The 24,341-nt window shown below is 67.8% G+C and carries 24 protein-coding genes and 1 tRNA gene; 16 read left to right on the plus strand and 9 right to left on the minus strand.

The genetic code is table 11. The features are described from left to right. The first annotated feature begins 44 nt into the window (after positions 1 to 44). A complete protein-coding gene (locus tag T333_RS05700; RefSeq protein ID WP_496423839.1) occupies positions 45 to 632 on the plus strand; it encodes a TetR/AcrR family transcriptional regulator in 588 nt (195 codons plus the stop codon). A 56-nt stretch (positions 633 to 688) separates the two neighbouring features. On the opposite strand, the gene T333_RS05705 is transcribed toward T333_RS05700, so the two are convergent. The 4 genes from T333_RS05705 to T333_RS05720 form a co-directional block, all read right to left on the minus strand. Beyond that, positions 689 to 1,042: a hypothetical protein gene (locus T333_RS05705; protein WP_496423840.1), complete on the minus strand. Its 354-nt coding sequence runs from the start codon at positions 1,040 to 1,042 to the stop codon at positions 689 to 691. Further along, positions 1,039 to 1,503, minus strand: a complete 465-nt coding sequence (locus T333_RS05710) for a hypothetical protein (RefSeq protein WP_496423841.1) — start codon at positions 1,501 to 1,503, stop codon at positions 1,039 to 1,041. The genes T333_RS05705 and T333_RS05710 overlap by 4 nt, the downstream gene beginning before the upstream one ends. Before the next feature lie 125 nt (positions 1,504 to 1,628). After that, positions 1,629 to 2,732: an acyl-CoA dehydrogenase family protein gene (locus tag T333_RS05715; RefSeq protein ID WP_355000360.1), complete on the minus strand. Its 1,104-nt coding sequence runs from the start codon at positions 2,730 to 2,732 to the stop codon at positions 1,629 to 1,631. Between the two features lie 19 nt (positions 2,733 to 2,751). After that, entirely contained in the window at positions 2,752 to 3,945 is a 1,194-nt protein-coding gene (locus T333_RS05720) for an acyl-CoA dehydrogenase family protein (protein ID WP_496423842.1), read from the minus strand. Positions 3,946 to 4,096: 151 nt separating this feature from the next. On the opposite strand from T333_RS05720, the gene T333_RS05725 reads away from it, so the two are divergent. The 12 genes from T333_RS05725 (at position 4,097) to T333_RS05780 (ending at position 15,797) form a co-directional block, all read left to right on the plus strand. Further along, entirely contained in the window at positions 4,097 to 4,285 is a 189-nt protein-coding gene (locus T333_RS05725; RefSeq protein WP_141807579.1) for a ferredoxin, read from the plus strand. A gap of 44 nt (positions 4,286 to 4,329) precedes the next feature. After that, positions 4,330 to 5,235, plus strand: a complete 906-nt coding sequence (locus T333_RS05730) for a 3-oxoacyl-ACP reductase (protein WP_496423843.1) — start codon at positions 4,330 to 4,332, stop codon at positions 5,233 to 5,235. A gap of 297 nt (positions 5,236 to 5,532) precedes the next feature. Further along, a complete protein-coding gene (locus T333_RS05735; RefSeq protein ID WP_067791272.1) occupies positions 5,533 to 6,297 on the plus strand; it encodes an MlaE family ABC transporter permease in 765 nt (254 codons plus the stop codon). Between the two features lie 4 nt (positions 6,298 to 6,301). Beyond that, complete coding sequence (locus T333_RS05740; RefSeq protein ID WP_355000357.1) at positions 6,302 to 7,153, plus strand: MlaE family ABC transporter permease; 852 nt, start codon at positions 6,302 to 6,304, stop codon at positions 7,151 to 7,153. A gap of 5 nt (positions 7,154 to 7,158) precedes the next feature. After that, positions 7,159 to 8,328, plus strand: coding sequence for an MCE family protein (locus tag T333_RS05745; RefSeq protein WP_357246337.1), 1,170 nt, complete (start codon positions 7,159 to 7,161; stop codon positions 8,326 to 8,328). Then, positions 8,325 to 9,350 (plus strand): MCE family protein, encoded by a 1,026-nt coding sequence (locus T333_RS05750; RefSeq protein ID WP_496423844.1) that lies wholly within the window; start codon positions 8,325 to 8,327, stop codon positions 9,348 to 9,350. Before T333_RS05745 ends, T333_RS05750 begins: the two co-directional genes overlap by 4 nt. Then, positions 9,347 to 10,411, plus strand: a complete 1,065-nt coding sequence (locus T333_RS05755; RefSeq protein WP_355000354.1) for an MCE family protein — start codon at positions 9,347 to 9,349, stop codon at positions 10,409 to 10,411. The genes T333_RS05750 and T333_RS05755 overlap by 4 nt, the downstream gene beginning before the upstream one ends. 2 nt (positions 10,412 to 10,413) lie before the next feature. Then, positions 10,414 to 11,670: an MCE family protein gene (locus tag T333_RS05760; protein WP_496424149.1), complete on the plus strand. Its 1,257-nt coding sequence runs from the start codon at positions 10,414 to 10,416 to the stop codon at positions 11,668 to 11,670. Next, complete coding sequence (locus tag T333_RS05765; RefSeq protein ID WP_355000352.1) at positions 11,670 to 12,914, plus strand: MCE family protein; 1,245 nt, start codon at positions 11,670 to 11,672, stop codon at positions 12,912 to 12,914. Before T333_RS05760 ends, T333_RS05765 begins: the two co-directional genes overlap by 1 nt. Continuing rightward, positions 12,911 to 14,329 carry an MCE family protein gene (locus T333_RS05770; RefSeq protein ID WP_355000351.1) on the plus strand — a complete coding sequence of 473 codons (1,419 nt, stop codon included), beginning with the start codon at positions 12,911 to 12,913 and terminating at the stop codon, positions 14,327 to 14,329. Before T333_RS05765 ends, T333_RS05770 begins: the two co-directional genes overlap by 4 nt. After that, the gene (locus tag T333_RS05775; RefSeq protein ID WP_496423845.1) at positions 14,326 to 15,312 is read left to right on the plus strand and encodes an Rv1363c family protein; all 987 of its coding nucleotides are present in this window, start codon (positions 14,326 to 14,328) and stop codon (positions 15,310 to 15,312) included. Before T333_RS05770 ends, T333_RS05775 begins: the two co-directional genes overlap by 4 nt. Then, positions 15,309 to 15,797 carry a h domain protein gene (locus T333_RS05780; protein ID WP_496423846.1) on the plus strand — a complete coding sequence of 163 codons (489 nt, stop codon included), beginning with the start codon at positions 15,309 to 15,311 and terminating at the stop codon, positions 15,795 to 15,797. The genes T333_RS05775 and T333_RS05780 overlap by 4 nt, the downstream gene beginning before the upstream one ends. Before the next feature lie 27 nt (positions 15,798 to 15,824). On the opposite strand, the gene T333_RS05785 is transcribed toward T333_RS05780, so the two are convergent. The 4 genes from T333_RS05785 to T333_RS05800 form a co-directional block, all read right to left on the minus strand. After that, positions 15,825 to 17,246 carry a sensor histidine kinase gene (locus T333_RS05785; protein ID WP_496424150.1) on the minus strand — a complete coding sequence of 474 codons (1,422 nt, stop codon included), beginning with the start codon at positions 17,244 to 17,246 and terminating at the stop codon, positions 15,825 to 15,827. A 140-nt stretch (positions 17,247 to 17,386) separates the two neighbouring features. Continuing rightward, positions 17,387 to 18,121, minus strand: coding sequence for a response regulator transcription factor (locus T333_RS05790; RefSeq protein WP_496423847.1), 735 nt, complete (start codon positions 18,119 to 18,121; stop codon positions 17,387 to 17,389). Between the two features lie 64 nt (positions 18,122 to 18,185). Beyond that, positions 18,186 to 19,775, minus strand: a complete 1,590-nt coding sequence (locus tag T333_RS05795; protein ID WP_355000347.1) for an alpha,alpha-trehalose-phosphate synthase (UDP-forming) — start codon at positions 19,773 to 19,775, stop codon at positions 18,186 to 18,188. A 162-nt stretch (positions 19,776 to 19,937) separates the two neighbouring features. Next, a complete protein-coding gene (locus T333_RS05800; protein ID WP_067791289.1) occupies positions 19,938 to 20,129 on the minus strand; it encodes a hypothetical protein in 192 nt (63 codons plus the stop codon). Positions 20,130 to 20,312: 183 nt separating this feature from the next. Between T333_RS05800 and T333_RS05805 the strand changes: the two genes are divergently transcribed. The 3 genes from T333_RS05805 (at position 20,313) to T333_RS05815 (ending at position 21,724) form a co-directional block, all read left to right on the plus strand. Continuing rightward, positions 20,313 to 21,146 (plus strand): alpha/beta fold hydrolase, encoded by an 834-nt coding sequence (locus T333_RS05805; protein WP_355000346.1) that lies wholly within the window; start codon positions 20,313 to 20,315, stop codon positions 21,144 to 21,146. Positions 21,147 to 21,298: 152 nt separating this feature from the next. Continuing rightward, complete coding sequence (locus tag T333_RS05810; protein ID WP_011207082.1) at positions 21,299 to 21,541, plus strand: MbtH family protein; 243 nt, start codon at positions 21,299 to 21,301, stop codon at positions 21,539 to 21,541. A gap of 111 nt (positions 21,542 to 21,652) precedes the next feature. Next, positions 21,653 to 21,724: transfer RNA gene (locus T333_RS05815), tRNA-Thr, on the plus strand. Positions 21,725 to 21,996: 272 nt separating this feature from the next. Here T333_RS05815 and T333_RS05820 read toward each other — a convergent pair. Continuing rightward, on the minus strand, positions 21,997 to 23,748 hold the full coding sequence (locus T333_RS05820; protein ID WP_496423848.1) for a glycoside hydrolase domain-containing protein: 1,752 nt from the start codon (positions 23,746 to 23,748) through the stop codon (positions 21,997 to 21,999). Positions 23,749 to 24,341 lie beyond the last annotated feature (593 nt).

The raw sequence follows: 24,341 nt of genomic DNA on the forward strand, positions 1-24,341 counted from the left end.
GGGGTCGCATGGAAGTCAACAGTTGTTGGCCTACAATCGTTGGCATGACAGAGTCGTCTGATCAGCCCCCCGCACGTCGCTCCGACGCGACCCGCGCCGCGATTCTCGAGGCGGCGCGGGCGCGTTTCGCCGGCGAAGGATTTCGCAAAGCCACGATCCGCGCCATCGCCGCCGACGCCGCCATCGATCCGTCCATGGTGATGCGCTATTTCGGCAGCAAGGACGGGCTGTTCGCGGCGGCCGTCGACATCGATCTCGAACTGCCGGATCTGGCCGCCGCCGAGCCGGACACGTTGGGCGAGTTGCTGATCCGCCGCTTTCTCGCGATCTGGGAGGATCAGCAGAACACCGTCCTGCTGATTCTGCTGCGCTCGTCCATCACCGACGACGCCGTCTCCGACCGCTTCCGGGCGGTCTTCGCCGAACAGGTGCTCCCCGCGGTCCTCCGCTTCGGCGATCCGGCCGACGCTCCCCGCCGCAGCGGCCTCGTCGTCACCCAACTACTCGGCCTGGCCCTGTGCCGCTACGTCCTCCGGCTCCCCCCGGTCGTCGCCATGACCCCACCCCAACTCATCGCCGACATCGCCCCGACCCTCCAGCGCTACCTGACCTCCACCCCACCCACCGCCTAGCCTTCGGTCGGCCACCGGAAGCCCTGCCGGTGCGTCTTTCGCCCGCGCCTCGATCTCTAACGGCGACGGTCGGTTTGGCGGGGATGGCCGGTGCCGGCGAGCGTCAGGTACAGCGTGCGGGTCTCGTCGTCGATGGCGTACCAGATCCGCCCGCCGCTGGTGATCTCGTATTGCCATTGTTCGAGGACGGCGCCGCCCACCTTGACCGAGCCGAGGTCGTACTTCAGCCGGTGCTGGCGAGCCGGGTTGGTGACACTGCGCGGGTCGGCGGTGATGTCGGTCCAAGCTCGGTCGAGATTGCTCGGAGCTTGGGCGAGCAATTCGGCCCAGCCCCGTGCCGCGTTGAGGTTGTGTACGACGACGCGCCACGGACGGGGTCGCGGTACGTCGTCACCCTTCCGCAGCTTCATTCCGCGGATCCGGGTCGGGGCACCTCACCGAAGTCCGACAGCTCGAAGGAACCTGCGAGTTGCCGCGCCAATTCCGGCTGCGCGTAGATCTCGGCCGTGTGCTGCCAGGCGATCAAGTCGCGTGCGAACGGTGTGAACAATCCGGTGTCCGCACCGGCGATGAGATGGTCGAGTAGTTCCGTGACCGCTTCGCTCCTGCCGGTCTCTGGTAGCCATTTGAGCCACGGCAGTTCCTCGGCGAATACCTCTTCGGCGAGACCGCGGTTCGACTTGGCGATGATCGCGATCGTGCGCGCCAGCAGTCGCACGGCCGTGTCCTTGGCTTCGAAGCGCTCGGACCTGGACAGCACCAGGTTCTCCGCGTCACGACGCTCCAGGATGACGTCGGCGTTCTCGAGTGCCGGGAAAACGGACGTCTGCTTCCGGATCAAGTCGCTGAACGGGAAGTTCTTCGCTGCCATGACGCCAGTGTAGCCACTTATCTGAATTAGTTCAGTAAACGACGTTGCCGGTGGTCCCCGGAACGACGATCGGCCCGTCGGTTGTGCCGACGGGCCGATGTCCGGGAGCGGTTGTGCCGCTGGGATCAGGAAGGGGTGGCGAGGAGGGCGCCGAGGGCGCGGAGGTGGTCGGTGGCGGCGCCGAGGGCGAATTCGTTGTGCTTGGCGGCGGTGAAGTAGTTGTGCACGATGTGGTCGCGGTCGATGCCGACGCCGCCGTGCACATGCACGACGGTGTGGGCGACGCGGTGGCCCGCGTCGGCGGCCCAGAACTTGGCGGTGTGCACGGCCTCGGCGGCAGGCAGGTCCTCGGCGAGCCGCCATGCGGCCTGGGTGACCGCGAGGCGCAAGCCCTGCACGTCGATGTAGGCGTCGGCCAAACGCTGCGCGACCGCCTGGAAACTGCCGACGGCCTTGCCGAACTGCTCGCGTTCGCGCGCGTAGTCGGCGACCAGTTCCAGCGCCTTCTCGACGGTGCCCAACTGCTGGGCGCTGAGCCCGAGCCAGGCGCGGGTGAGGATCCAGTCGAGCAGCTCCGCGCCGCCGTCCACGGTGCCGACCAATTCGGCAGGGGTGTCGGTGAATTCGACGCCGAACTCCGCGCTGAGATCCACTACGTGCTGCGCGGTGACCGACACCGAAGCGTCGGCGGGATCGACGAGGAAGACCGCGGGCACGCCGGAAACCGTGGCGGGCACCAGGATTCGGGCCGCGCGATCGGCGTGGGGCACCGTGGTCTTGGCGCCGGTCAGCCGCCACCCGCCGTCGCTCTCGCGCGCGACGGTGGTCGGCTTGGCCGGTTCGTAGTTGTGCTCTTCGGCCAGCGCCGCGGTCAAGATCGCCGAACCCTCGCCCGCCTGAGCGGCAAGCGCCTGCTGGCTCTCGGACCCGAACCGCGCCAGCGCGCCCGCGCCGACCACGATCGACCAGAGGTAGGGAACGGCGGCGACCGACTTGCCGAGTTCGCGAAGCACCGCGGTCTGCTCCAGCGCGCCGAGTCCGCTGCCACCGACGTTCTCCGGCAGCGCCGCGGCCAGAATCCCGGTCTCGGCCAACGACTTCCACAGCGGCTCGTCGAACCGGCCCGCCACGTCGAGCGCGCGCAGCCGGTCGGCGGTGACGAGCTTGCCGCACACCTCGCCGGTCAGACGGGCCAGGTCGAGCTGAGCTTCGGTGGGGGTGAAATCCATGGTGGTCTCTGCTTTCTGCTCAGCGCGCGGCGGCGGGCTGGCGGAGGGCGGTCATGGCGATGATGTCGCGTTGCACCTCGTTGGTGCCGCCGCCGAAGGTCAGGATCAGCGCGGCACGGTGGAAGCGCTCGAGGCGGCCGCGCAGTTCGGCTCCGGGGGAGTCCTGGCGCAGGTAGGCCTGCGGGCCGAGGACCTCCATCAGCAGCCGGTACGCCTCGGTGGCCAGCTCGGTGCCGTATACCTTGCAGGTCGAGGCGTCCCACGGGCGCGGCGCCGCGTCGCCGCCCGCGTCGGCGCGGCTGGCGATCTCCCAGTTGAGCAGCTTCAGGTACTCGACCTTGGCGTGCACCTTGGCCAGGTTCAGCTGCACCCATTCCTGGTCGATGACGCGCGAGCCGTCGCCCGCCTTGGTGTTGCGCGCCCATTCGAGGGTCTGGTTCAGCGCGACGGTCAGCGGCCCCGCCGAGGTGAGCGCGACGCGTTCGTGGTTGAGCTGGTTGGTGATCAGCGCCCAGCCGCCGTTCTCCTGGCCGACCAGCGAGCTGACCGGAACGCGCACGTCCTGGTAGTAGGTGGCGCTGGTGTCGGGGCCCGCCATGGTGTGCACCGGCGTCCAGGAGAAGCCCTCGGCCGTGGTCGGCACGATGAGCATGCTGATGCCCTTGTGCTTCTTGGCGCTCGGATCGGTGCGCACCGCGAGCCAGACGTAGTCGGCGTAGGCGATCAGGCTCGTCCACATCTTCTGGCCGTTGATCACGTACTCGTCGCCGTCGCGCACGGCGGAGGTGCGCAGGCTGGCCAGGTCGGTGCCCGCGCCCGGCTCGGAGTAGCCGATGGAGAAGTGCAGCTCGCCCGCGGCGATCTTGGGCAGGAAGAACTTCTTCTGTAGCTCGCTGCCGTAGTGCATGATCGTGGGCGCCACCGAGTTGATGGTGAGGAACGGAACCGGGGCGCCCGCGATGGCGGCCTCGTCGGTGAAGATCAGCTGATCCATGGTCGGCCGGTCCTGGCCGCCGTACTCTTTGGGCCAGGCCAGCGTCAGCCAGCCGTCGCGGCCCATCTCCTGGACGACCTCGCGGTAGACATTGCCGTGCCCGTACTCACCGGTCGTCGCGCTCAGCGCGGCCCGGCGCTCCGGTGTGATCAGCCGCGCGAAGTAGTCGCGCAACTCGGCGCGGAGCTCTTCTTGCTGCGGCGTGTACGCAATGCGCATGGCAAAACCTCGTGTCCTTCGATTCGCTTGTCCCGATGATTGCATATCGACTGAAACATGTTCCAGTATTGCCGAGGAATCCGGCCGATGGCGGCGCGCGTGGCAGCGCGGGCTTGTAGGCTTCGAGAAGAGTCGCAGTAAAGGAGTTTCCATGAAGGTCAGCGTCGATCTGGATCTGTGCGAGGCGAACGGAATCTGTGTTGGAATCGCCCCCGACGTGTTCGAACTCGATGACGAGGACCAGCTGCACATCCTGACGGCCGACGTGGCGGAGGACCGCCTCGGCGATGTCGAGGACGCGGTGGCGCAGTGCCCGAAAGCCGCGCTGAAACTTCAGTGAAAGTTTCTTGCCAGTAGGTTGGAACACGTTCTAAAGTCGGGCCGGTGAACGAAACTGATCTGAGTTTGGCGGGCCGTGTGGCGATCGTGACCGGCGCGGGCGCGGGACTCGGCAAGGCCGAGGCGCTCGCACTGGCGGGCGCGGGCGCGTCGGTGGTGGTCAACGACCTCGCGGAATCCGACGCGGTCGCCGAGACGCTCGCCGAGATCCGGGCGCTCGGCGCCAAGGCGGAGTTCGTCGCGGGCAGCATCGCGGAACGCTCGACGGCCGACGCGTTGATCGGCACCGCGAACGAGGCGTTCGGCAGCGTGGACATCGTGGTCAACAACGCGGGCATCACTCGTGACCGGATGCTGTTCAACATGTCCGACGAGGACTTCGACGCCGTGCTCGCGGTCCACCTGCGCGGCCATTTCCTCTTGTCCCGCAACGCCGCCGCCTACTGGCGCGCGAAGTCGAAGGAGGCGGGCGCGCCGGTCTACGGCCGCCTGATCAACACCTCCTCCGAGGCGGGCCTGCTCGGCCCCGAGGGCCAGGCCAACTACGGCGCGGCCAAGGCGGGCATCACCGCCCTCACTCTCTCGGCCGCCCGGGCGCTGTCGCGCTACGGCGTGCGAGCCAACGCGATCGCGCCCCGCGCGCGCACGGCGATGACCGAGGCGGTGTTCAGCGCGGCTCCCGAGGCCGGTGTCGATCCGCTCTCGCCCGATCACGTCGCGCGGCTCGTCGCCTATCTCGCCTCGCCCGCGGCCGACTCGGTCAACGGGCAGTTGTTCGTGGTCTACGGACCGATGGTGGCGCTGATGGCCGCGCCCGTCGTGGAGCGGCGCTTCGATGCCGCGGGCGACGCTTGGGACTCCGGCGATCTCGCCGACACGCTCTCCGGCTACTTCGCCGAGCGACCGGCGGGCCAGACCTTCTCGGCCTCTTCGCTGACCGAACTCGGCTGAGCGCTTGGGCGATCGCCGCGATCGGCGAGGAAACAACTGATCAACTGTCCAGCTGTTGATCATGAGTCCGGCACTTGGTAGACATGGTGATGGTGTGTGACTCCTCACAACGGGGTCACCGCCTTCGTATGACACACGTTTCATATTCGAGGGCCGTCATCTAGAAAACGTGCAGTTCAAATGTGAAGAAAACCGCACGACGACCATGTGAACATGTTCTAATCAATCCGGCGACGCGGCCATGGTGCCGTGTCGCGCCATGCAGCAGTACGTGCAGTTGAGCTAGGAGGATCGCGGATGAACGAGGTCCTTGCTGTCCCGTTGCGGGCCGTCGGTGGGTTCTTCGAACTCACCGCGGAAGTCGCCCGCGCGAGCGTCCGCAGGCCTTTTCAAGCGCGTGAGTTCATCGATCAGTCCTGGTTCATCGCGCGCGTGTCCATCGTGCCGACCCTGCTGGTCGCGATCCCGTTCACCGTCCTGGTGAGCTTCACGCTGAACATTCTTTTGCGCGAGATCGGCGCGGCCGACCTGAGCGGGGCGGGCGCGGCGTTCGGCACGGTCACCCAGGTCGGACCGATCGTCACCGTGCTCATCGTGGCGGGCGCGGGCGCCACCGCGATCTGCGCGGATCTCGGCGCTCGAACCATCAGGGAAGAGATCGACGCGATGCGCGTTCTCGGCATCGACCCGGTCCAGCGGCTGGTGGTGCCGAGAGTGCTGGCCTCGATGTTCGTCGCGCTCTTGCTCAACGCCCTGGTGTGCACGATCGGCATCGTCGGCGGATTCTTGTTCTCCGTCTATCTGCAGGACGTGAACCCCGGCGCGTTCGTCAACGGCATCACGCTGCTCACCAAATTGCCCGAGCTGATCATCTCCGAAGTGAAGGCCGGATTGTTCGGGCTGATCGCCGGACTGGTGGCCTGTTACCTCGGCCTGAACGTCAAAGGCGGTCCCAAGAGTGTCGGTGATGCGGTGAATCAGACCGTCGTCTTCGCCTTCATGGCCCTGTTCGTGGTGAACGTGGTGGTCACCGCCGTCGGCATCAAGTTCACGGTGCGGTGACGCGATGGCCTTCGTGATCCAGTCCCGCTTCCCCCGGGCGGTGCGGCGGGTGCGCCGGATATCGGATTCGCTGGACTCGGTGGGCAAGCACGCCGTGTTCTACGGGCAGGCGCTGGCCTCCATGCCGCGCGCCCTCATCCACTACCGAACCGAGACGATCCGGCTGATCGCCGAGATCAGCATGGGCACCGGCGCGCTCGCCGTCATCGGCGGCACGGTGGTGATCGTCGGGTTCCTGACGCTGTTCGCGGGCGGCACCATCGCGGTGCAGGGCTACAGCTCGCTGGGCAATATCGGCGTCGAGGCGCTGACCGGCTTCTTCTCCGCGTTCATCAACGTGCGCATCGCCGCGCCGGTGATCTCGGGCATCGGCCTCGCGGCCACCATCGGCGCGGGTTCGACCGCGCAGCTCGGCGCCATGCGGGTCTCCGAGGAGATCGACGCACTGGAAGTCATGGCGATCCGCCCGGTGCCGTATCTGGTGGGGACGCGGGTGCTGGCCGGGATGATCGCGATCGTGCCGCTCTACGCGCTGGCGGTGATCGCCTCGTTCGTGGCGGCCCGGTTCGCCACGGTGGTGATCTACGGGCAGTCGGCGGGCGTCTACGACCACTACTTCTCGACGTTCCTCATCCCGAGCGACATCCTCTGGTCCTTCGCCCAGGCGATCTTCATGGCACTGGCGGTCATGATGATCCACACCTACTACGGCTATTACGCCGCGGGGGGCCCGGTCGGCGTGGGTGTGGCGGTCGGCAACGCGGTGCGGGCCTCGCTGGTCGCGGTGGTCACGGTGACCCTGCTGATCTCGCTGGCCATCTACGGCACCTCCGGCAACTTCCATCTTTCCGGGTAGGCGGTATGGAGAAGTTCAAGTACAAACTCGCCGGCCTCGCCATGGTGCTCGTGCTGGTCGCGGTGGTCGCGATCGCGCTGACCATGTTCGTCGGCGGGTTCACCAAGACCGCCACGGTGCTGGTCGAAGCGCCGCGCAGCGGCTTGGTGCTCGACCCCGACGCCAAAGTGAAGGTGCGTGGCGTCGAGATCGGCCGGGTCGCCGATGTCACCCAGCAGGCCGACGGCGCGCGGCTGAAGCTGGCGCTCGATCCCGAGATGCTGAAGCTGGTGCCCGCCAACGCGGGCGTCGACATCAGGTCGACCACCGTGTTCGGCGCGAAGTACGTCAACTTCGTTGTGCCGGAAGAGCCTTCGTCGAATTCGCTGAAGCCCGGCGCGACCGTCGTCGCCGAGAAGGTGACCGTCGAGTTCAACACGCTGTTCCAGCACCTGTCCGACGTGCTGGCCAAGGTGGAGCCGGAGAAGCTGAACGCGACACTCTCCGCGCTGGGCACCGCGCTGCAGGGCCGCGGCGAGACGCTCGGCGAGCTGCTGGTGAACCTCGACGTCTACCTGCGCGAGATGAACCCGACGCTGCCGACGCTGCAGCAGGATTTCGCGGCCACCGCCGAAGTGTCGAACATCTACGCGGACACCGTTGGTGATTTGCTGCGAACCGTGGACAACGCGGTCACCACCAGCCAGACGCTGGTCGACGAGCGGCAGGGCCTCGACGACGTGCTCGCCAACGTGGTCGGCCTCGCCGACACGACGGGTTCGGTGCTGCGCGAGAACGAGAACAACCTCGGCACCGCGCTCGATCTGCTGCGCCCGACCACCGGGCTGCTCGAGGAGTACGTCCCCGGTCTGCACTGCATGATCAACGCGATCGGACGGCTGATGCCGGTCGCCGACGCGATGTTCGGCGGCATGCAACCCGGCGTCACGATGAACACCAACTTCATGTTCGGCGCCGAGCCGTACAAGTATCCGGAGGACCTGCCGAAGGTGAACGCGACCGGCGGCCCGCGCTGCGAGGGGCTCGAAGACCGGGTGCCGGGCAGCCACGCGAACTACGTCGTCACCGACACCAACGAGGGCGCGCCCTACGTGCCGTCGATGAAGATCGAATTCAACGGCCCCAAGGTGTTCCAGCTGCTGTTCGCCGGGCTGCCGGGGGTGAGCGCGCCGTGAGAAATACCGCGACGACGGTGAAGCTGACCATCTTCACCCTGGTGATGACGCTGGTCTTCGCCGGACTTGTCATCGTGTTCAGCCAGATGCGTTTCGCGCGGGAGTACGGGTACCACGCCGTATTCACCAGCTCCTCGGGCATGCTGCCCGGCGCCAAAGTGCGCATCGCAGGCGTGCCGGTCGGCTCGGTCACCTCGGTGAAGGTGGGCAAGGACAACCTGGCGCACGTCGAGTTCGACGTCGACCGCAAGTACCAGCTGCTGACCAGCACCCGCGCGACGATCAAGTACGAGAACCTGGTCGGCGACCGGTACATGGAACTCCTCGCCGGGCCGGGCTCGGCCCAAAAGCTGCACGAGGGCGGCACCATCGGCAAGGACAAGACCTCGCCCGCGCTGGATCTGGACATGCTGCTCGGCGGCTTCAAACCGCTGCTGCGCGGGCTGGACCCCGGTCAGGTGAACGATCTCACCAACGCGCTCTTGCAGATCTTCCAGGGCCAGGGCGGCACGCTGGTCTCCTTGCTCAACAGCGGCGGCTCGTTCGCCAAGACGCTCGGCGAGCGCGACGCGCTGATCGGCAGCGTCATCGACAACCTGAACGCGGTGCTGGCCACCATCGACGAGCGCGGCGAGCAGTTCGACACCACGCTCACCGAATTGCAGCGGTTGGTCAGCGGGCTGGCCGCCGACCGGGATCCGATCGGTGACGCGCTGCCGAGGATCGCGGGCGCCACCGGCGATCTCACCGACCTGCTCGCGCAGGCCCGGCCGGATCTGCGCGGCACCATCGAGCAGACCGGTCGACTGGCCACCAACCTGGACAACGGTTCCGACACCGTCCAGTGGGTGCTGGAACGGTTGCCGGAGACCTACCGGAAGTTGATCCGCATCGGTTCCTACGGTTCGTTCCTCGCGCTCTACGTATGCAGCACGAACTTCATCATCGACGGGCCGAACGGACAGCCGCTGCACATCAACATGCCGGGCGGGCAGGAGACGGGAAGGTGTGCCCCCGAATGAACGAGCAGCGATCTCCGGCCGTGACGATCGGCATCGTCGGCATCGTCGTCGCGATAGCGGTGGCGCTCTCGGCGCTGCAATTCGACCGGCTGCCGTTCATCCGCGGCGGCGCCCTCTACACCGCCTACTTCGCCGACGCGGGCGGGCTGGTGCCCGGCGACCCGGTGCAGGTCGCTGGCGTGCGCTCGGGCCGGGTCGACGACGTCGAGCTGGACGGCGCGAAGGTGCTGGTGAAGTTCACCCTCGACGAGTCGATCATCTTGGGGGACAAGACTTCAGCGGCCATCAAGACCAACACCGTGCTCGGCCGCAAGTCGCTGGAGCTGCTGCCGCAAGGCGGGGGCGCGCTGCGCCGCGACGACACCATCCCGCTGGACCGCACCACTTCGCCGTACTCGCTCAACGAGGCGCTCGGTGATCTGGCGGGCACGGTCCAGGGCCTGGATATGCAGAAGGTCGACGAGACCCTGGACGCTCTCTCGGCCACCTTCGCCGACACCCCGGCCCCGCTGCGCTCCGCACTGGACGGCGTCACCCAGCTCTCGCGCACCATCAACGCCAGGGACGAGGCGCTGTCCGAGTTGCTGCGGCGGGCGCAGAACGTCACCAAGATCCTGTCCGACCGCAGCGGCCAGATCAACGCGCTGCTGCTGGACGGCAACGAACTGCTCGGCGAGCTGGACCGCCGCCGCACCGCGATCTCGCAGCTGATCGTGCACGTGAACGGGCTCGCCCAGCAGCTGTCCGGCCTCGTCGCCGACAACGAGGCGCAGCTGAAACCCGCACTGGACCGGCTGAATTCGGTGCTCGGTCTGCTGCAGCGCAACCGCGACAACCTCACCAAGGCTCTCGACGGTCTCGGCCCGTTCGCCGCCGCACTCGGCGAGCAGGTCGGCAACGGCCCGTGGTTCAACGCCTACGTGGTGAACGCGACCTCTGTCGGTCTTCAGCCTCTGGTCGACGCGCTGGTGTGGCCGCAGCACCTGCCCGACGACCTGCGCAACTTCTTCTTGAATCCGCCCCCGTCGATCGGGCCTGCGGTCCAGGAGCCGCCGCGATGAAAATGCCGAAAGTAGTTCAGAAGGCCCCTCGTTGGGTGTGGATACTCACGGGCGTGTTGGTCGCCGCGCTGGTGCTCGCGGGCACGTACCGCGGCATCACCAAGATCGGGACCACGACAGTCACCGCGTTCTTCCCGTCCACCACGGGCCTCTACGTCGGCGACGACGTGCGGGTGCTCGGCGTCGACGTCGGCAGGATCGACAAGGTCGAGCCCGGCCGCGAACAGGTCAGGGTCGAGTTCACCATAGATCGCGGCATCGACATCCCCGCCGACGCGCGCGCGGTGATCATCTCGCCCTCGCTGGTCTCGGCGCGCTTCATCCAGCTGGCCCCGGCCTACACCGGCGGACCCAAGCTGACCGACGGCGCGACCATTCCGATCGAGCGCACCGCGGTCCCGGTGGAGTGGGACGACATCAAGGCCGAGTTGTCCAAGCTGGCAACTACTCTCGGCCCGGTCGGCGACGACGAGCAGGGCTCGTTCGGACGCTTCGTCAACACCGCGGCGGACAACCTGGACGGCAACGGCGACCGGATGCGCGAGACCCTGCGCGAACTCTCGGCCACCCTGACCACCCTCTCCGACGGGCGCACCGACCTGTTCGGCACCATCCGCAACCTGCAGCAGTTCGTCGAGGTGCTCTCGGCGAGCAACGAGCAGATCGTTCAGTTCGGCGGCAGGCTCGCCTCGGTGTCTTCGGTGCTGGCCGGCGTCTCGTCGGATCTCGGTGCGGGACTGGACAATCTGGATATCGCGATGGCCGACGTCAAGCGCTTCCTCGACGGCGGCGGAGCCGAGCTCACCGAGGGCGTGCAGCGACTGGCCGAGGTCACCCAGATCCTGGTGGACAAGCGCCCCGAGCTGGAACGGGTGCTGCACTCGGGCCCGACGGCGCTGGTGAATTTCTACCAGCTCTACAAGCCTGCCCAGGGCACTGTCACCGGCGCGATCGCGCTGAACAACCCGGCCGACCCGCTGAGCTTCCTGTGCGGCTCGGTGCGCGCGCTGGAGGAGAACGATTCCGATCGCTCCGCCGATCTGTGCGCCACCTATCTCGCGCCGGTCATCGACTCGCTGGCCATGAACTACGTGCCGATCATGGCGAACCCGGCCACCGGGGTGCACGCCTTCCCCAACCAGCTGACGTACAGCCCGCCGAGCCTGGAGGAGCGCGCACCCGCGCCGACACCGCAGCCCGCGCCGATCAGCGTGCCGAGTGGCCTTGCGGGCCTGGCCATTCCGGGAGGAGGGCGATGATGCGACCGCTGCGGAAGACGGCCGTCCTCGCGATGGGTGTCGCGCTGACCCTCGGCGCCACCGGCTGCCAGTGGGACGGACTGAACTCGCTGCCGATGCCGGGCGCCGAAGGCACCGGCGAGGGCTCCTACCAAATCCGCATCCAGATGCCGAATGTCACCACGCTGACTCAGAATTCGCCGGTGCGCGTGCACGACGTCCCGGTGGGCACGGTGTCCGGCATCGAGGTGGAGAACTGGCACGCGCTGGTCACCGTCTCGCTGAACCCCGACGTGAAACTGCCCGCCAACGCGGTCGCCAAGATCGGCCAGACCAGTCTGCTCGGCAGCAACCACATCGAACTCGGTCCGCCGACCGACGTGCCCGCGGAGGGCGAGCTGAAGGCGGGCGACGTCATCCCGCTGGATCGGGCCGGTGCGTTCCCGACCACCGAGCAGGTGCTCTCCTCGCTGTCAGTGGTGCTCAACGGCGGTGGCGTCGCGCAGCTCGAGACCATCACTCGCGAGCTGAACGCCGCGCTGAGCGGACGCGAGGACGCTATCCGCGACCTGCTTCCGCAGCTGAACGAGCTCACCACCAACCTGCAGGCGCAGACCGGCGACATCATCGCCGCGCTGGAGGGCCTCGACCGCCTCGGCGGGCAGCTCGCGCAGCAGCGCGACGTCCTCGGCAGCGCGATCGAGCGCATCCACCCGGCGCTGACCGTGCTCGCCGACCGGCGGGCGAACATCACCCACGCCATCACCGCGCTCGGTGAGCTGAGCGACGTGACCCAGCGGGTCGTCAGCATGAGCGGGGAGAACCTGAAGGCGAACCTCGCTAACCTCGAGCCGGTGCTCCAGCAGCTGTCCGACACGGGAAACAACCTCATCGAGTCGCTGAAGATCCTGCTCACCTTCCCGTTCCCGATGAAGAACCTCGACAAGGCGATCAAGGGTGACTACCTGAATCTGTTCATGACGGTGGACATGACGGCCAAGCGCCTCGACTCCAACTGGCTCACCGGTACCCCGCTCGGCGGCCGGTTCGGAGGTGTCGAGGGCGTGGTCGGCAGCTTCGCCCCGCCCACCGCGAGCGACAGCGGCAACCCGGCGACCGGCCCGCTGCAGACGCCCGCCCCGGGCCAGCCGACGCCGACCATCCCCGGTTTGCCGCCGATACCCGGTCTGCCCGCCATTCCAGGTTTGACCGTGCCGCTGCCGGGAGCGGGAAACATTGCGCCGCAAGGGAGTCCGGGCCGATGAAGCTGACCCGATTCGTCCGCGTGCAGCTCGGCATCTTCGCCGTGCTGACCGTGATCGGCCTGACCATCATGGCGGGCACCTACGTACAGCTGCCCGCCATGTTCGGCATCGGGCGCTACGACGTCACCGTGCAGCTCGCCGCGACCGGCGGCCTCTACCCGACCGCCAACGTGGCCTATCGCGGCACCAATGTGGGCAAGGTGCAAGAGGTCCGGCTCACGCCGGACGGCGTCGAGGCGAAGCTGTCCATCGACAGCGACTACAAGATCCCCTCCGACGTCGACGCCTGGGTGCGCAGTGTCTCGGCGATCGGCGAACAGTACGTCGACCTGATTCCCGCGGAGAGCCCCAAGGGCGGCAATCTGGCGGCGGGTGCGGTGATTCCGCAGGATCGCACCAAGCTGCCGCAGGACGTCGGCACGCTGCTCGACCAGACCGATCGCCTGCTCTCCAGCGTCGCCGACACGCGGTTGCGTCAGGTCATCGACGAGGCCTTCCGCGCCTTCAACGGCGCGGGACCGGATCTGCAGCGCTTCATCGACTCGGCCTCGCTGCTCGTGCAGGAGGCGCAGAACAGCAGCGAGCCGACCAAGAAACTGATCGAGCAGATCGGTCCGCTGCTGGACACCCAGATCCGCTCGGACGCGGCGATCCGGTCGTGGACCGCCGACCTGGCCACCGTCACCGATCAGCTGCGCGCGCACGACCCGGCGCTCACCAACATCCTGCGCGAAGGCCCGGCCGCCGTGCGGCGGGTGACCGCGCAGTTCCAGGATCTGGAACCGACACTGCCGCTGCTGCTTTCGAACCTGGTCAGCGTCGGTCAGGTGACCAACATCTACCACGCGGGACTCGAACAGATCCTGGTCGTGTACCCGCCACTGGTGGCAGCGCTGATGACCGCGGTGCGCGGCCCGGTCGAATACGGCGTGCTCGTCGACTTCATGGCGACGGTCAACGACCCGCCCGCCTGCACCACCGGCTTCCTGCCCGAAGACGAGCGCCGCTCGCCGAGCGAACTGGATATCGTCGACACGCCGCCCGGCCTCTACTGCAAGATCCCGCAGGACTCGCCCATCGAGGTGCGTGGCATCCGCAACACGCCGTGCATGGAGTACCCGGGCGTGCGCGCGCCGACGCCGGAGCTGTGCCGTACCGGTTACGTGCCGGTGGGCGACAACCCGCCGTTCGGCCCGCCGCAGCCGGTGGCGCCCGCGAGCGGGTCCGAGCCCGAAGGGACCGAGGTCGCGCCCGCGTCGTACAGCACGCCCGCGGCGGCGAAGTCCTACGATCCGGCTACCGGTGTCTACATCGGCCCCGACGGCCGGACCTACCGACAGGGAGATATCGGACCCGGTGGTTCCGGCACGGTACCGTCCAGCTGGCAGGCGATGTTCGAGGAGCAGCAACGATGAGTGAAATCAACGGAGATGCACATCGCACGCGCAGGCGGGCCAGTCGGTCGGCGGGGCCGCCGGTGGAGGACGCGTCCGCGGTGACGGAGAAGGTCACCGAGCGGGTCGGTGCCGCGGCGGTGACGAGTGCGGGAAGTGCTGGGACTGCTAAGGGTGTCAGCGCCGAGAGTGCGTCGTCAGTGCAGGGGGCCGATTCCGTCAGCCAGGAGGTCAGCTCCAAGCGCGCCGATTCGGTCGAGCTGACGAAGGATGCCAGCGCCGGGAGCGCCGATTCGGTCGAGCTGGCGAAGGGTGTCAGCGCCGGGAGCAACGATTCCGTCGAGCTGGCTAAGGGCGAGGCTTCGGATGCCGGTTCGGCTGACTCGGCGAAGGATTCGGATTCCGCCGGTTCGCCCTCGGTCGACCTCGTTAAGTCGGAGGCGGCGAAGCAGGCAGATGCCGACGAGACCGCCGCCGATTCCGGCGACTCGGACGACGTCGCAGTGGTAAATACCGTGGTGCGCCGCGCTCGCGTCTTGGCAGTGGCGGCCGCGAGCGTATTGATACTCGTGCTGGGGACGGGCGCCGTCTACACGACCTTTACTGCGAACGCCGCCGAGGAGCGCGCCGAGCGCCGTACCGAATACGTGCAGACCGCGCGGCAGGCGATCCTGAACCTGACCACCATCCGGGCCGACTCCGCCAAGGAGGACATCGATCGGATCCTCTCGCTGGCTTCCGGCCCGTTCAAGACCGAATTCGACGGCCGGGTCGACCCGTTCCTGAGCATCGTGCAGCAGGCCAAGGTCGTCTCCAACGGCGAGATCGTCGAAGCGGCGGTGGAAAGCGACACCGACGAGTCAGCGAAGGTGCTCGTCGCCGCCAAACAAACCCTGACCAATGCGGGCCAGGCCGAGCCGCAGACGCGGTATTACCGGTTCCGGGTCACCGTGAGTCGCACCGATTCCGGCCTGACCGCCTCGAATGTGGAGTTCGTGCCATGAGTGGAACAAGAGGTTCGATCGCGGCGCGCGTCGCGGGGGCGGTGGCGCTGGCGGCGGTGATCGTAATGTTCATCAACGGACACCGGTACTGGTCGGTCTGGGAGGAAGAGCGGGCACGGCAGGACGCGGTCACCGCGGCCGACCGAGCCGTCTCGGCCATGTTCAGCTACAACTTCACCAATGTGGACACCGAGCTGCCGAAGGCCGCGGACAACTTGTCCGCCGACTTCCGCGAGGACTACCTCAAGCTGATCAACCAGGCCATCGCGCCGGGCGCCAAGGAGAAGCAGCTCACCGTGCAGGCCACCACCCAGGCGAGCGGCGTCGTCTCCGCCGACCGCGACCACGCGGTGGTGCTGCTCTACCTGAACCAGGTGACCACCAGCAAGGAGTCGCCGCAGGGCACGACCACCGGCAGCCGCGTGCGCGTCACGCTGGACAAGACCGACGACCGCTGGCTCGTCGATGCGGTGACGCCGATCTAGAGCCCTGTGGGCTACGCGCGGGCACGTCTAGCTGTCGCGGGCACCGTCTTCGCGCGGCAACCGCACCGTGAAGGTGGCGCCTTCGCCGGGAACGCTCGTGACGCGGACCGTACCGCCGTGCGCGACGACCAGCGCCTGCACGATGGAGAGACCGAGGCCGGTGCCGCCGCTGGCGCGGGCGCGTGAGGTGTCGGTGCGGTAGAAGCGTTCGAAGACGCGGTCGGCTTCCTCCTGTGGCAGGCCCGGACCGGTGTCGGACACCTCGAGCAGCACCTCGTCGTCGGCGGGGGTGAGGCGGACCGTCACCGAGGCGTCCGGCGGAGTGTGCGTGAGCGCGTTGTTCAGCAGGTTCGCCAGCACCTGGCGCAATCTGGTCTCGTCGCCCTGGATTTCCAAAGTGCCTGAACCGGAACTCACTTCGAGCGCGATCGGGCGGCGCGGACCATCCGGGTCGGCGGCCGCGGCGACGGCGCGCGCGTTGTGCACCGCGTCGCTGGCGACCGCGAGGAGATCCACCGTGCCGGTTTCCAGCGGGCGCTGCGCGTCCAGCCTGGCCAGCATCAGCAGGTCTTCCACGAGCAGACCCATCCGCTGCGCCTCGCGTTCGATCCGGTCCATGAACATCGCGGGATCGGTGTTCGCGCCCTGCCGGTAGAGCTCGGCGAAACCGCGAATGGTGGTGAGCGGGGTGCGCAGTTCGTGGCTCGCGTCGGCGACGAAGCGGCGCATCTTCGCCTCGGAACGCTTGGCCGCCGCCTCCGATGCCTCGGTCGCGGCGAAGGCGGACTGGATCTGCGCCAGCATGCCGTTCAACGAGCGGGACAGCCGGTCGACCTCGGTGTTGGTGCCGCGCACCGGAACTCGGCGGTGCAGGTCGCCCCTGGCGATGGCCGCCGCGATGTTCTCCACCCGGCGTAGCGGGCGCAGGCTGCGCCGGATCACGAAATAGGCGGCCAGCGCCAGGGCGGCGAGCACGGCGGCGCCGATCACCAGTTGCAGCATCACCAGTCGCCGCACGGTCTCCTGGTTCTGGGTGAGCGGCAGCGCGATGGTCGTGGTCGTTTCGTGGCTGTGCACGGTTATCACGCGCCACTGGACGTCGGCGTCGCCCGCCGAGCCCACCGTCACCGGACGCGGGGACGGCGGATCCGGCAGCGCGGGGGCGGCTTCGACGTCGAAGGGCTGCAACACGAAAGAGCCGGTGCCGTCGTGGTTCTCGGTGAAGATGTAGAACGAGCTCGGCGCGCTGCGCTGATCCGACGGCGGACTCGGCGGCGGCAGCGGCGGGCGGGTCATCCGGACACGAGTCATCGCGGCGTCGCGCAGCTGCTGATCGGTGCGGTTCAGCAGCGACATCTCCAGCGACGACGTGACCGCCATCCCGGAAGCCACCAGGCCGAGCCCAGCCAGCGCCACGAGTGCGAGTACCAGCGTGACCCGCAGCGGAATCGCGGCAAGCCGCTGCCCAAGAGCTTCCCGTGCCCGTTTCGCGCGGTCTGCCTCGCGGGCGGCGCGGCGCTGCTCCGACGGCCGAGTTCGGCTGGCGGCTGGCGCTTTCCGATCGTCCTCGGTGTGCACCGAATCCGCGCTCACTGCCCCGGACGCCCGCGCTGCGGCGTCCGCATGACGTAGCCGACGCCGCGCAACGTGTGGATCAGGCGCTGCTCGCCGGTGTCCACCTTCTTGCGCAGATACGACACGTAGGTCTCCACCACGCCGACCTCACCGCCGAAGTCGTAGCGCCACACGTGATCCAGGATGCGCGGCTTGCTCAGCACGGTTCCGGCATTGACCATGAAGTACCGCAGCAAGGTGAACTCGGTGGGGGACAAGGCGACCGGCTCGCCCGCCTTCCACACCTCGTGGGTGTCGTCGTCGAGCTCGATGTCCTCGAAGCGCAGGCGCGAACTCTCCTTCGCGGGCGCGCTGTGCCCGGCACGGCGCAACACCACCCGCAGCCGGGCCACCACCTCCTCCAAGCTGAACGGCTTGGTGATGTAGTCGTCGGCCCCGAGTGTCAGCCCCGCCACCTTGTCCTGCACGTCGTCGCGGGCGGTGAGGAAAAGGACCGGCGCGTCGATGCCGTCGGCGCGCAGCCGCGGCAGCAGACCGAAGCCGTCGATGCCGGGCATCATCACGTCGACGATCATCGCCTGCGGCCGGAAGCTCCGCGCCCGGTCCAGCGCCTGCGCGCCATCGGTCGCCGTCTCCACCTCGAAGCCTTGGTAGCGCAGGCTCACCGACAGCAGCTCGAGGATCATCGGCTCGTCGTCCACCACCAGCACCCTGGCCTCGGGGGACCGCTCCGCGGGCGCACCAGTCATGGGTTCATGGTGCGCCACGTGTCTGCGAGGACGCTGGAGGATTCCTGGGAACTAGCTGTGGGCGTCAGCGGGTGGGGTTGTCCGACTCCGGGTAGACGTCCTCGTCGGTCAGCAGAGCGCTGCCCGCCACCTGGTCCTGGGCGAGGGCGTCCAGGAAGGCACGGGCCCAGCGGTCCACGTCGTGGGCCAGGACCTGGCGGCGCAGGGAGCGCATGCGGCGACGTTTGGTGTCGCGGTTGTCTTCCAGTGCGGAGACGATGGCGTCCTTCACGCTGTCCAGGTCGTGCGGGTTGCACAGGTAGGACTGCCGAAGTTCGGCGGCCGCGCCGGTGAACTCGCTGAGCACCAGGGCGCCGTTGAGTCCGCTGTGACAGGCCACGTACTCCTTCGCGACCAGGTTCATGCCGTCGCGCAGCGGCGTCACCAGCATGACGTCCGCGGCCACGAAGAAGGCGATCAGCTCGTCGCGCGGGATGGGACGGTGCAGGTAGTGCACCACCGGATAGCCGACCCTGGCGAACTCGCCGTTGATCCGGCCCACCTGGCGCTCGATGTCGCCGCGCATCTGGATGTAGCTCTCGACGCGCTCACGGCTCGGGGTCGCCAGCTGAACCATCACGGTCTCGGTGGGATCGACCCGGCCGTCGATCAGCAGCTCCTCCAGCGCGTTGAGCCGGATGTCGATGCCCTTGGTGTAGTCGAGGCGGTCGACGCCGAGCAGGATGTTCTTCGGATTGCCCAGCTCGGCGCGGATCTTGGCCGCCCGCTCCCGGATCGAGCGGCGACGCGAGTGCTCGTCCAGCTCGGCCGAGGCGATCGAGATCGGAAACGCGCCGACCCGCACGGTGCGGAAACCGACCTGCACCACGCCGAGCTTCGAGCGCACGCCGACGGTGCCGCGCGAGGTCGGCTGCCCGGCGAGCCGCCGCGCCAGATACAGGAAGTTCTGCGCACCGCCCGGCAGGTGGAATCCGATCAGATCGGCGCCGAGCAGACCCTCGATGATCTCGGTCCGCCACGGCATCTGCATGAACAGCTCGACCGGCGGGAACGGGATGTGCAGGAAGAAGCCGATGGTCAGGTCCGGCCGCAGCATGCGCAGCATCTTGGGCACCAGCTGGAGCTGGTAGTCCTGCACCCAGACGGTCGCGCCCTCGGCGGCGACCTTGGCGGTCTCCTCGGCGAACCGGCGGTTCACGTTGACGTAGGCGGCCCACCACCTGCGGTCGTAGGTCGGCCGGACGATCACGTCGTGGTACAGCGGCCACAGCGTGCCGTTGGAGAAGCCCTCGTAGTAGTCGGTCACCTCCTGCGCCGACAGCGGCACCGGATGCAGCTCCAGTCCGTCCTCGATGATCGGCTCGACCTCGACGTCGGGCACGCCCGCCCAGCCGACCCACGCGCCCTTGTTGTTGCGCAACACCGGCTCCAGCGCGGTCACCAGGCCGCCGGGGCTGCGCTTCCAGCGGGTGCTGCCGTCGGGCAGTTTCTCCAGATCGACGGGCAGACGGTTGGCCACAACGACAAAACCCGAACCGGCGCCCTCCGGAGCGATCGATACGGCGCGCGGGGCGCCGGACTCCTGTGGTTCGGGTTCGGGTAGTTCGGGGGCGTGTTCGGAGTCGTCGGACAGCTGTTCGGTCATCTGGTCCACTCACGCATCCTTATTTGGTTGGCGGCGTTCGCGGTGTCTTCGCGGTCACGCGGTTCCCGGTCGGGGCCCGTCGCTCTCGCCGCGGTCACGCGTCGCTGATTCGGCGTTGGAGTTGATCTGTCGAGTCGACGGCGCCGTTGTCGTCGAGCGAGGGGTCGGGCGTTACTCGCCGCGGCCGCTGGGGCCGATGCCGAGCATCGACAGCAGCATCCGGCATTCGTCGGCGTCCTCTGCGTAGGCCGCGACGACCCGCTGCGCCTGACGTGCGGTCTCGTCGGCGAGTGGTTCCAGTTCGTCGTCCGCGATATCGTTCGCGCTGCCCTTCGCGGCCATCTTCTTGTCCTCCCGGCTCATTACGCTCGTGCGTACGAATAGTCAATGGTAAGCGACGCTGGACCCCCGAGGCCTCGGAGCCACTTCACGGTATGGAATCGGCGCCGCCGCACCAGTATGTCGCTTATCCCGAGTGCCTGGTGCACCCTCACCCCCATGCCTATACCGTGGGGCGCAGCATAAACCACACGAAAGGGTCCACAAATGCCGCTGGCGACGGTGAACGGAATCTCCCTCAATTACCAGGTCAAGGGCGACCGGGCGAAGGGCACCGACGTCAAGGGCGGCGGCCCGCTCGTCGTGATGATCATGGGCACCGGCAGCCCCGGCCGGGTCTGGGAACTGCACCAGGTGCCCGCGTTGGTCGCCGCCGGATACCGGGTCTGCACGTTCGACAACCGCGGCATCGCGCCGTCCTTCGAGGCGGCTTCGGGCATGACCATCGATGACTTGGTCGCCGACACCGCCGGTCTCATCGAACTGCTGGACGAGGGACCCGCGCTGGTCGTCGGCACCTCGATGGGCGCGCGCGTCGCCCAGGAGCTGGCCCTCGCCCGTCCCGACCTGGTGCGCAAGGCCGTCTTCATGGCCGGGCACGGGCGGCTCGACCAGTTCCAGAAGACGCTCTCGCTCGGCGAACACGATCTCGACGCCAGCGGCGTCAAACTGCCCGCGAAGTACGAGGCCGCGGTGACCGCCGTGATGAACCTTTCGCCCGCCACCATGGCCAACACCAACTCCGCGCGCGACTGGCTCGACCTGTTCGAATTCACCGGCGGACCGGTCACCCCTGGCATCCGCGCCCAGCGCAAGATGGACCACGATTTCGACCGGGTGCAGGCCTACCGCGCGATCTCGGTGCCGTGCCTCGGCGTCGGATTCGCCGACGACCGGATGATCCCCCCGTACCTCACGAGGGAGGTGGCCGACGCCATTCCCGGCGCCCGCTACCAGGAGATCCCCGACGCGGGGCATTTCGGCTACCTGGAGCGGCCGGAGGCGGTCAACAAGATCCTCCTGGATTTCTTCGCCGCCTGAGGTAACCACCTACACGTAACGTCTCCCTTGCTAGGGTCGACACAACGCTCGGGGAGTTCTTCCGGTGTACGACTCGTGATCAGCACGGTCGCCGCGCCGGACGGACCCTGGAGCAGATCCCGTACACAGCGCCAGTATCCAGTGAGGTGAAATTGAGCACCAACCCCTTCGATGACGAAGACGGCCGCTTCTTCGTCCTGGTCAACGACGAGGAACAGCATTCCCTGTGGCCCGCGTTCGCCGAGGTTCCGGCCGGATGGCGAGTCGTGTTCGGTGAGGACAGCCGCGCTGCCTGCGTCGAGTACGTAGAGAAGAACTGGACGGATATGCGTCCGAAGAGTCTGCGCGATGCGATGGCCGCCGATGACGCGGCCCGGCAGGGCGCCCAGTCCTGACCCGCGGTATCCGATACTGCGCCGGGACATCTCGTTGAGCCGCCACCGCGTGACACCGTAAAGCCGGTGTCACGCGGCGGGCGAGCCCGGCTATGATTGGCACCGCTTCTCGCCTCCTTAGCTCAGTGGTAGAGCACTCGCCTTGTAAGCGAAAGGTCGTCAGTTCAATCCTGACAGGGGGCTCGTCGAACAGAGGGCGCTCGGTTTCGGACCGGGCGCCCTTTTTGCAGCCGCTGCGCGGCTGAGCTCAGTGGTAGAGGCTCGGTCGTTGTTGTAAGCGAAAGGTCGTCAGTTCAATCCTGACAGGGGGCTCGTCGAACAGAGGGCGCTCGGTCTCCGGACCGGGCGCCCTTTTTGCAGCCGCTGCGCGGCTGAGCTCAGTGGTAGAGGCTCGGTCGTTGTTGTAAGCGAAAGGCCGTCAGTTCGATCCTGTGCGGCGCGTGCCCTGCGCTCTCTCAATCGCGGTCGGGGAGAGGGGTGTCCGGTCCGTCGTTGCCGAGCAGGGCGAGGGTGTCGCGGCGGCCGGGCCAGTAGATGGTTCCGTGCTCGAAGCGCTGGAAGGCGCCGCCGTCGAAGGACTGCTCGTCGGCGAGGGGCCACCCGAGAGCGCCCTTTTCGAAACCGGAGCGATTCCAGCGGTCGCGGATCGCGCCGTGCACCCAGACCGGCGGGCGGTCGGCGCCGTACCGCAGGTAGAGGGCGCCGCCCTGGAAGCCCTGGACTTCGCCGAGGCGCGCGCCCGCGGCGTCGGTCAGGATGGTCAGGTCGGTGATCGGCCAGCCGAGCGGGCCCGTCTCCCAGCCGAGTTCGGCGAACTTGTCGAACAACCGCGTGGGGATGGCGTGCGCGCCGGTGTTCGGGTGCCAATACACCTGGCCGTTCTCGAATTCGGCGCGGCGGCCGACGCCGTCCGGGGTCGGGATCTCGCCCGGGGTGAGCCGCCTGCCGAGCCACGGTGCGGCAGCGGCCGCGTCGTTGATGGCGTTGGCTTGGCCGGGCGGGGGTCCGCCGCCCGCGTACTCGTTGACGAAGGTTTCCAGCCGGTCCCAGATGAAGTTGTAGCCGACGTCGGTGTGCGTGCCGATCCCCAATTCCTCGGTGACGTACTTGTGGTCCGAGATGCCCTCGCCGCGCCAGTACGGCGGCGGGATGACGATCGGCTCGAAGTCGTACTTGCGTGCGTCCTGGACGGCGAGCCACGCCGCGATCCGGACATCGTCCTCGCGTTCCAGCCACTGCGCCCTGCTCCACCCGGCGCGGGATCCGGCGAAGCACAGGTTGATCGTGAACGGGTTGGCGTCGAGCACGCTCCAGCTGGCGTAGTCGGTGTCGACGACGTCGCACACGATGCCGTCGCGCACGGTGTAGTGGTAGGAGACACCGTTCGCGGTGTTGTTCAGGTAGTTCGCCAGCGACTCCGCGGTGCCGTTGCCCTCCTGCGTGTGCAGCAGGAAGTTCGTGACGCGTGCGCCGTGGCGGCTGCTGCGCGAGTTGCCCATCCGATCGAGCTCGACGTACTCGGGTTTGGCCACCGGCCTCGGTGCGCGGTCGATCGACCACTGCCCGTAGTCCGCGGCGTAGATGTCGTTCACGTCGACGGAGGTGCCGTCGATCTTGGGACCGGGTGTCGACGGGGTGTCGACGATGCGCTGATACAGCGAAATTCCCTCGGCGATATCGCCTTCCGACCACGCTTTGGTCTGCCAGGCCCAATACCGGCCCGGCGTGGTCGACCGCCCGACGACGCCGTCGCGAATCGCCCACAGGCACACCTCGTCGTGACCGTAGACTCCGGTCCACTCCTGGCCGATGGCGTTGTTCACGCCGCGAAAGAAGTGCACCGCCTTGGTGTTCCAGGTGTGCTCGTCGATGTCCTCGTCGACGGCGAAGTAGATCGGGCAGTAGCCGGGCCCGCCCGCGGCGAAGTGCCGTTCCCTCGCCTCGTGGCCCATCCGCGCGCCGCCCTCGAAGCCGAGGGTGTAGTCGGAAGGAGCCTCGGGATTGCCGGGTTTGCCGTACTGCCAGATCGAGACGATGTCGAGTCCCGCGGCGCGGATGCGGTCGGCGTACTCGCGGGTGAGCGGTTTGGCCCCGAAGTTCGAGCCGGGGCGCGAGGTGGAGACGTAGGAGAGCACCGCGACGTGTCCGGCGTCCCGGATGGCTCGCGGGTCGATCTGTCGTGCTGCGAAATCCACTGCTGTGACCATCGTTGCCCTCCACGGCGGTTGGGAAATCCGGAACTCGAGAAGTGCGCGGCGGACCCTGCGATTCGGCAAGTCGACATACTGCGACGTGCGTCGATCGTCCGGGCGCGGACGGTGGATCGCCGTTTCGGTGCGGAGCCGAGCGTGCCTGTGTCACGGAGGGCTACCGCTGAGCGGCCGGGCGGCGTGCGGAGATTCGAAAGTGCGGGGAGTGAAGGCACCTTCGGCGCTGGATCAACAGCGCTCCGCGCGGTGCGTTTCGCCGACGGGCGATAGTCGGTCGGCGACGAGGGGTCTTCTGCGACCGGGAAGGATCCTATGGAGAAGACGCGAAGGTGTTGCCGGAGAGGGGAACTGCCCGTGGTTATCGGCCATGACACCACTCGTTTCGTGCGGACCTGCAAAGTCTGAACGCCGTCTTCGAGCAACGGAACGGTTACCCATAGAAGTGTAGAGCAGTGCGCCTGCGGGACAGAGCAGTTCGTTGAACAGTCATGAAAATGGAAAGGGCGCTCGGTTTCGAAAACCGAGCGCCCTGTGTCGTTGTGGGCGAGCCGCCCTGTGTGGTTGTGGGCGAGCCGTCGCCCTGTGTCGTT

It is taken from the genome of Nocardia sp. CNS-044 (genome assembly GCF_059570515.1).

What these genes read in the sequence shown, in the direction of transcription:
- T333_RS05700 (WP_496423839.1), top strand. Translation starts at nt 45, where the DNA reads ATGACAGAGTCGTCTGATCAGCCCCCCGCACGTCGCTCCGACGCGACC.
- T333_RS05705 (WP_496423840.1), bottom strand. Translation starts at nt 1,042, where the DNA reads ATGAAGCTGCGGAAGGGTGACGACGTACCGCGACCCCGTCCGTGGCGC.
- T333_RS05710 (WP_496423841.1), bottom strand. Translation starts at nt 1,503, where the DNA reads ATGGCAGCGAAGAACTTCCCGTTCAGCGACTTGATCCGGAAGCAGACG.
- T333_RS05715 (WP_355000360.1), bottom strand. Translation starts at nt 2,732, where the DNA reads ATGGATTTCACCCCCACCGAAGCTCAGCTCGACCTGGCCCGTCTGACC.
- T333_RS05720 (WP_496423842.1), bottom strand. Translation starts at nt 3,945, where the DNA reads ATGCGCATTGCGTACACGCCGCAGCAAGAAGAGCTCCGCGCCGAGTTG.
- T333_RS05725 (WP_141807579.1), top strand. Translation starts at nt 4,097, where the DNA reads ATGAAGGTCAGCGTCGATCTGGATCTGTGCGAGGCGAACGGAATCTGT.
- T333_RS05735 (WP_067791272.1), top strand. Translation starts at nt 5,533, where the DNA reads ATGAACGAGGTCCTTGCTGTCCCGTTGCGGGCCGTCGGTGGGTTCTTC.
- T333_RS05740 (WP_355000357.1), top strand. Translation starts at nt 6,302, where the DNA reads ATGGCCTTCGTGATCCAGTCCCGCTTCCCCCGGGCGGTGCGGCGGGTG.
- T333_RS05745 (WP_357246337.1), top strand. Translation starts at nt 7,159, where the DNA reads ATGGAGAAGTTCAAGTACAAACTCGCCGGCCTCGCCATGGTGCTCGTG.
- T333_RS05755 (WP_355000354.1), top strand. Translation starts at nt 9,347, where the DNA reads ATGAACGAGCAGCGATCTCCGGCCGTGACGATCGGCATCGTCGGCATC.
- T333_RS05760 (WP_496424149.1), top strand. Translation starts at nt 10,414, where the DNA reads ATGCCGAAAGTAGTTCAGAAGGCCCCTCGTTGGGTGTGGATACTCACG.
- T333_RS05765 (WP_355000352.1), top strand. Translation starts at nt 11,670, where the DNA reads ATGCGACCGCTGCGGAAGACGGCCGTCCTCGCGATGGGTGTCGCGCTG.
- T333_RS05770 (WP_355000351.1), top strand. Translation starts at nt 12,911, where the DNA reads ATGAAGCTGACCCGATTCGTCCGCGTGCAGCTCGGCATCTTCGCCGTG.
- T333_RS05775 (WP_496423845.1), top strand. Translation starts at nt 14,326, where the DNA reads ATGAGTGAAATCAACGGAGATGCACATCGCACGCGCAGGCGGGCCAGT.
- T333_RS05780 (WP_496423846.1), top strand. Translation starts at nt 15,309, where the DNA reads ATGAGTGGAACAAGAGGTTCGATCGCGGCGCGCGTCGCGGGGGCGGTG.
- T333_RS05790 (WP_496423847.1), bottom strand. Translation starts at nt 18,121, where the DNA reads ATGACTGGTGCGCCCGCGGAGCGGTCCCCCGAGGCCAGGGTGCTGGTG.
- T333_RS05800 (WP_067791289.1), bottom strand. Translation starts at nt 20,129, where the DNA reads ATGAGCCGGGAGGACAAGAAGATGGCCGCGAAGGGCAGCGCGAACGAT.
- T333_RS05805 (WP_355000346.1), top strand. Translation starts at nt 20,313, where the DNA reads ATGCCGCTGGCGACGGTGAACGGAATCTCCCTCAATTACCAGGTCAAG.
- T333_RS05820 (WP_496423848.1), bottom strand. Translation starts at nt 23,748, where the DNA reads ATGGTCACAGCAGTGGATTTCGCAGCACGACAGATCGACCCGCGAGCC.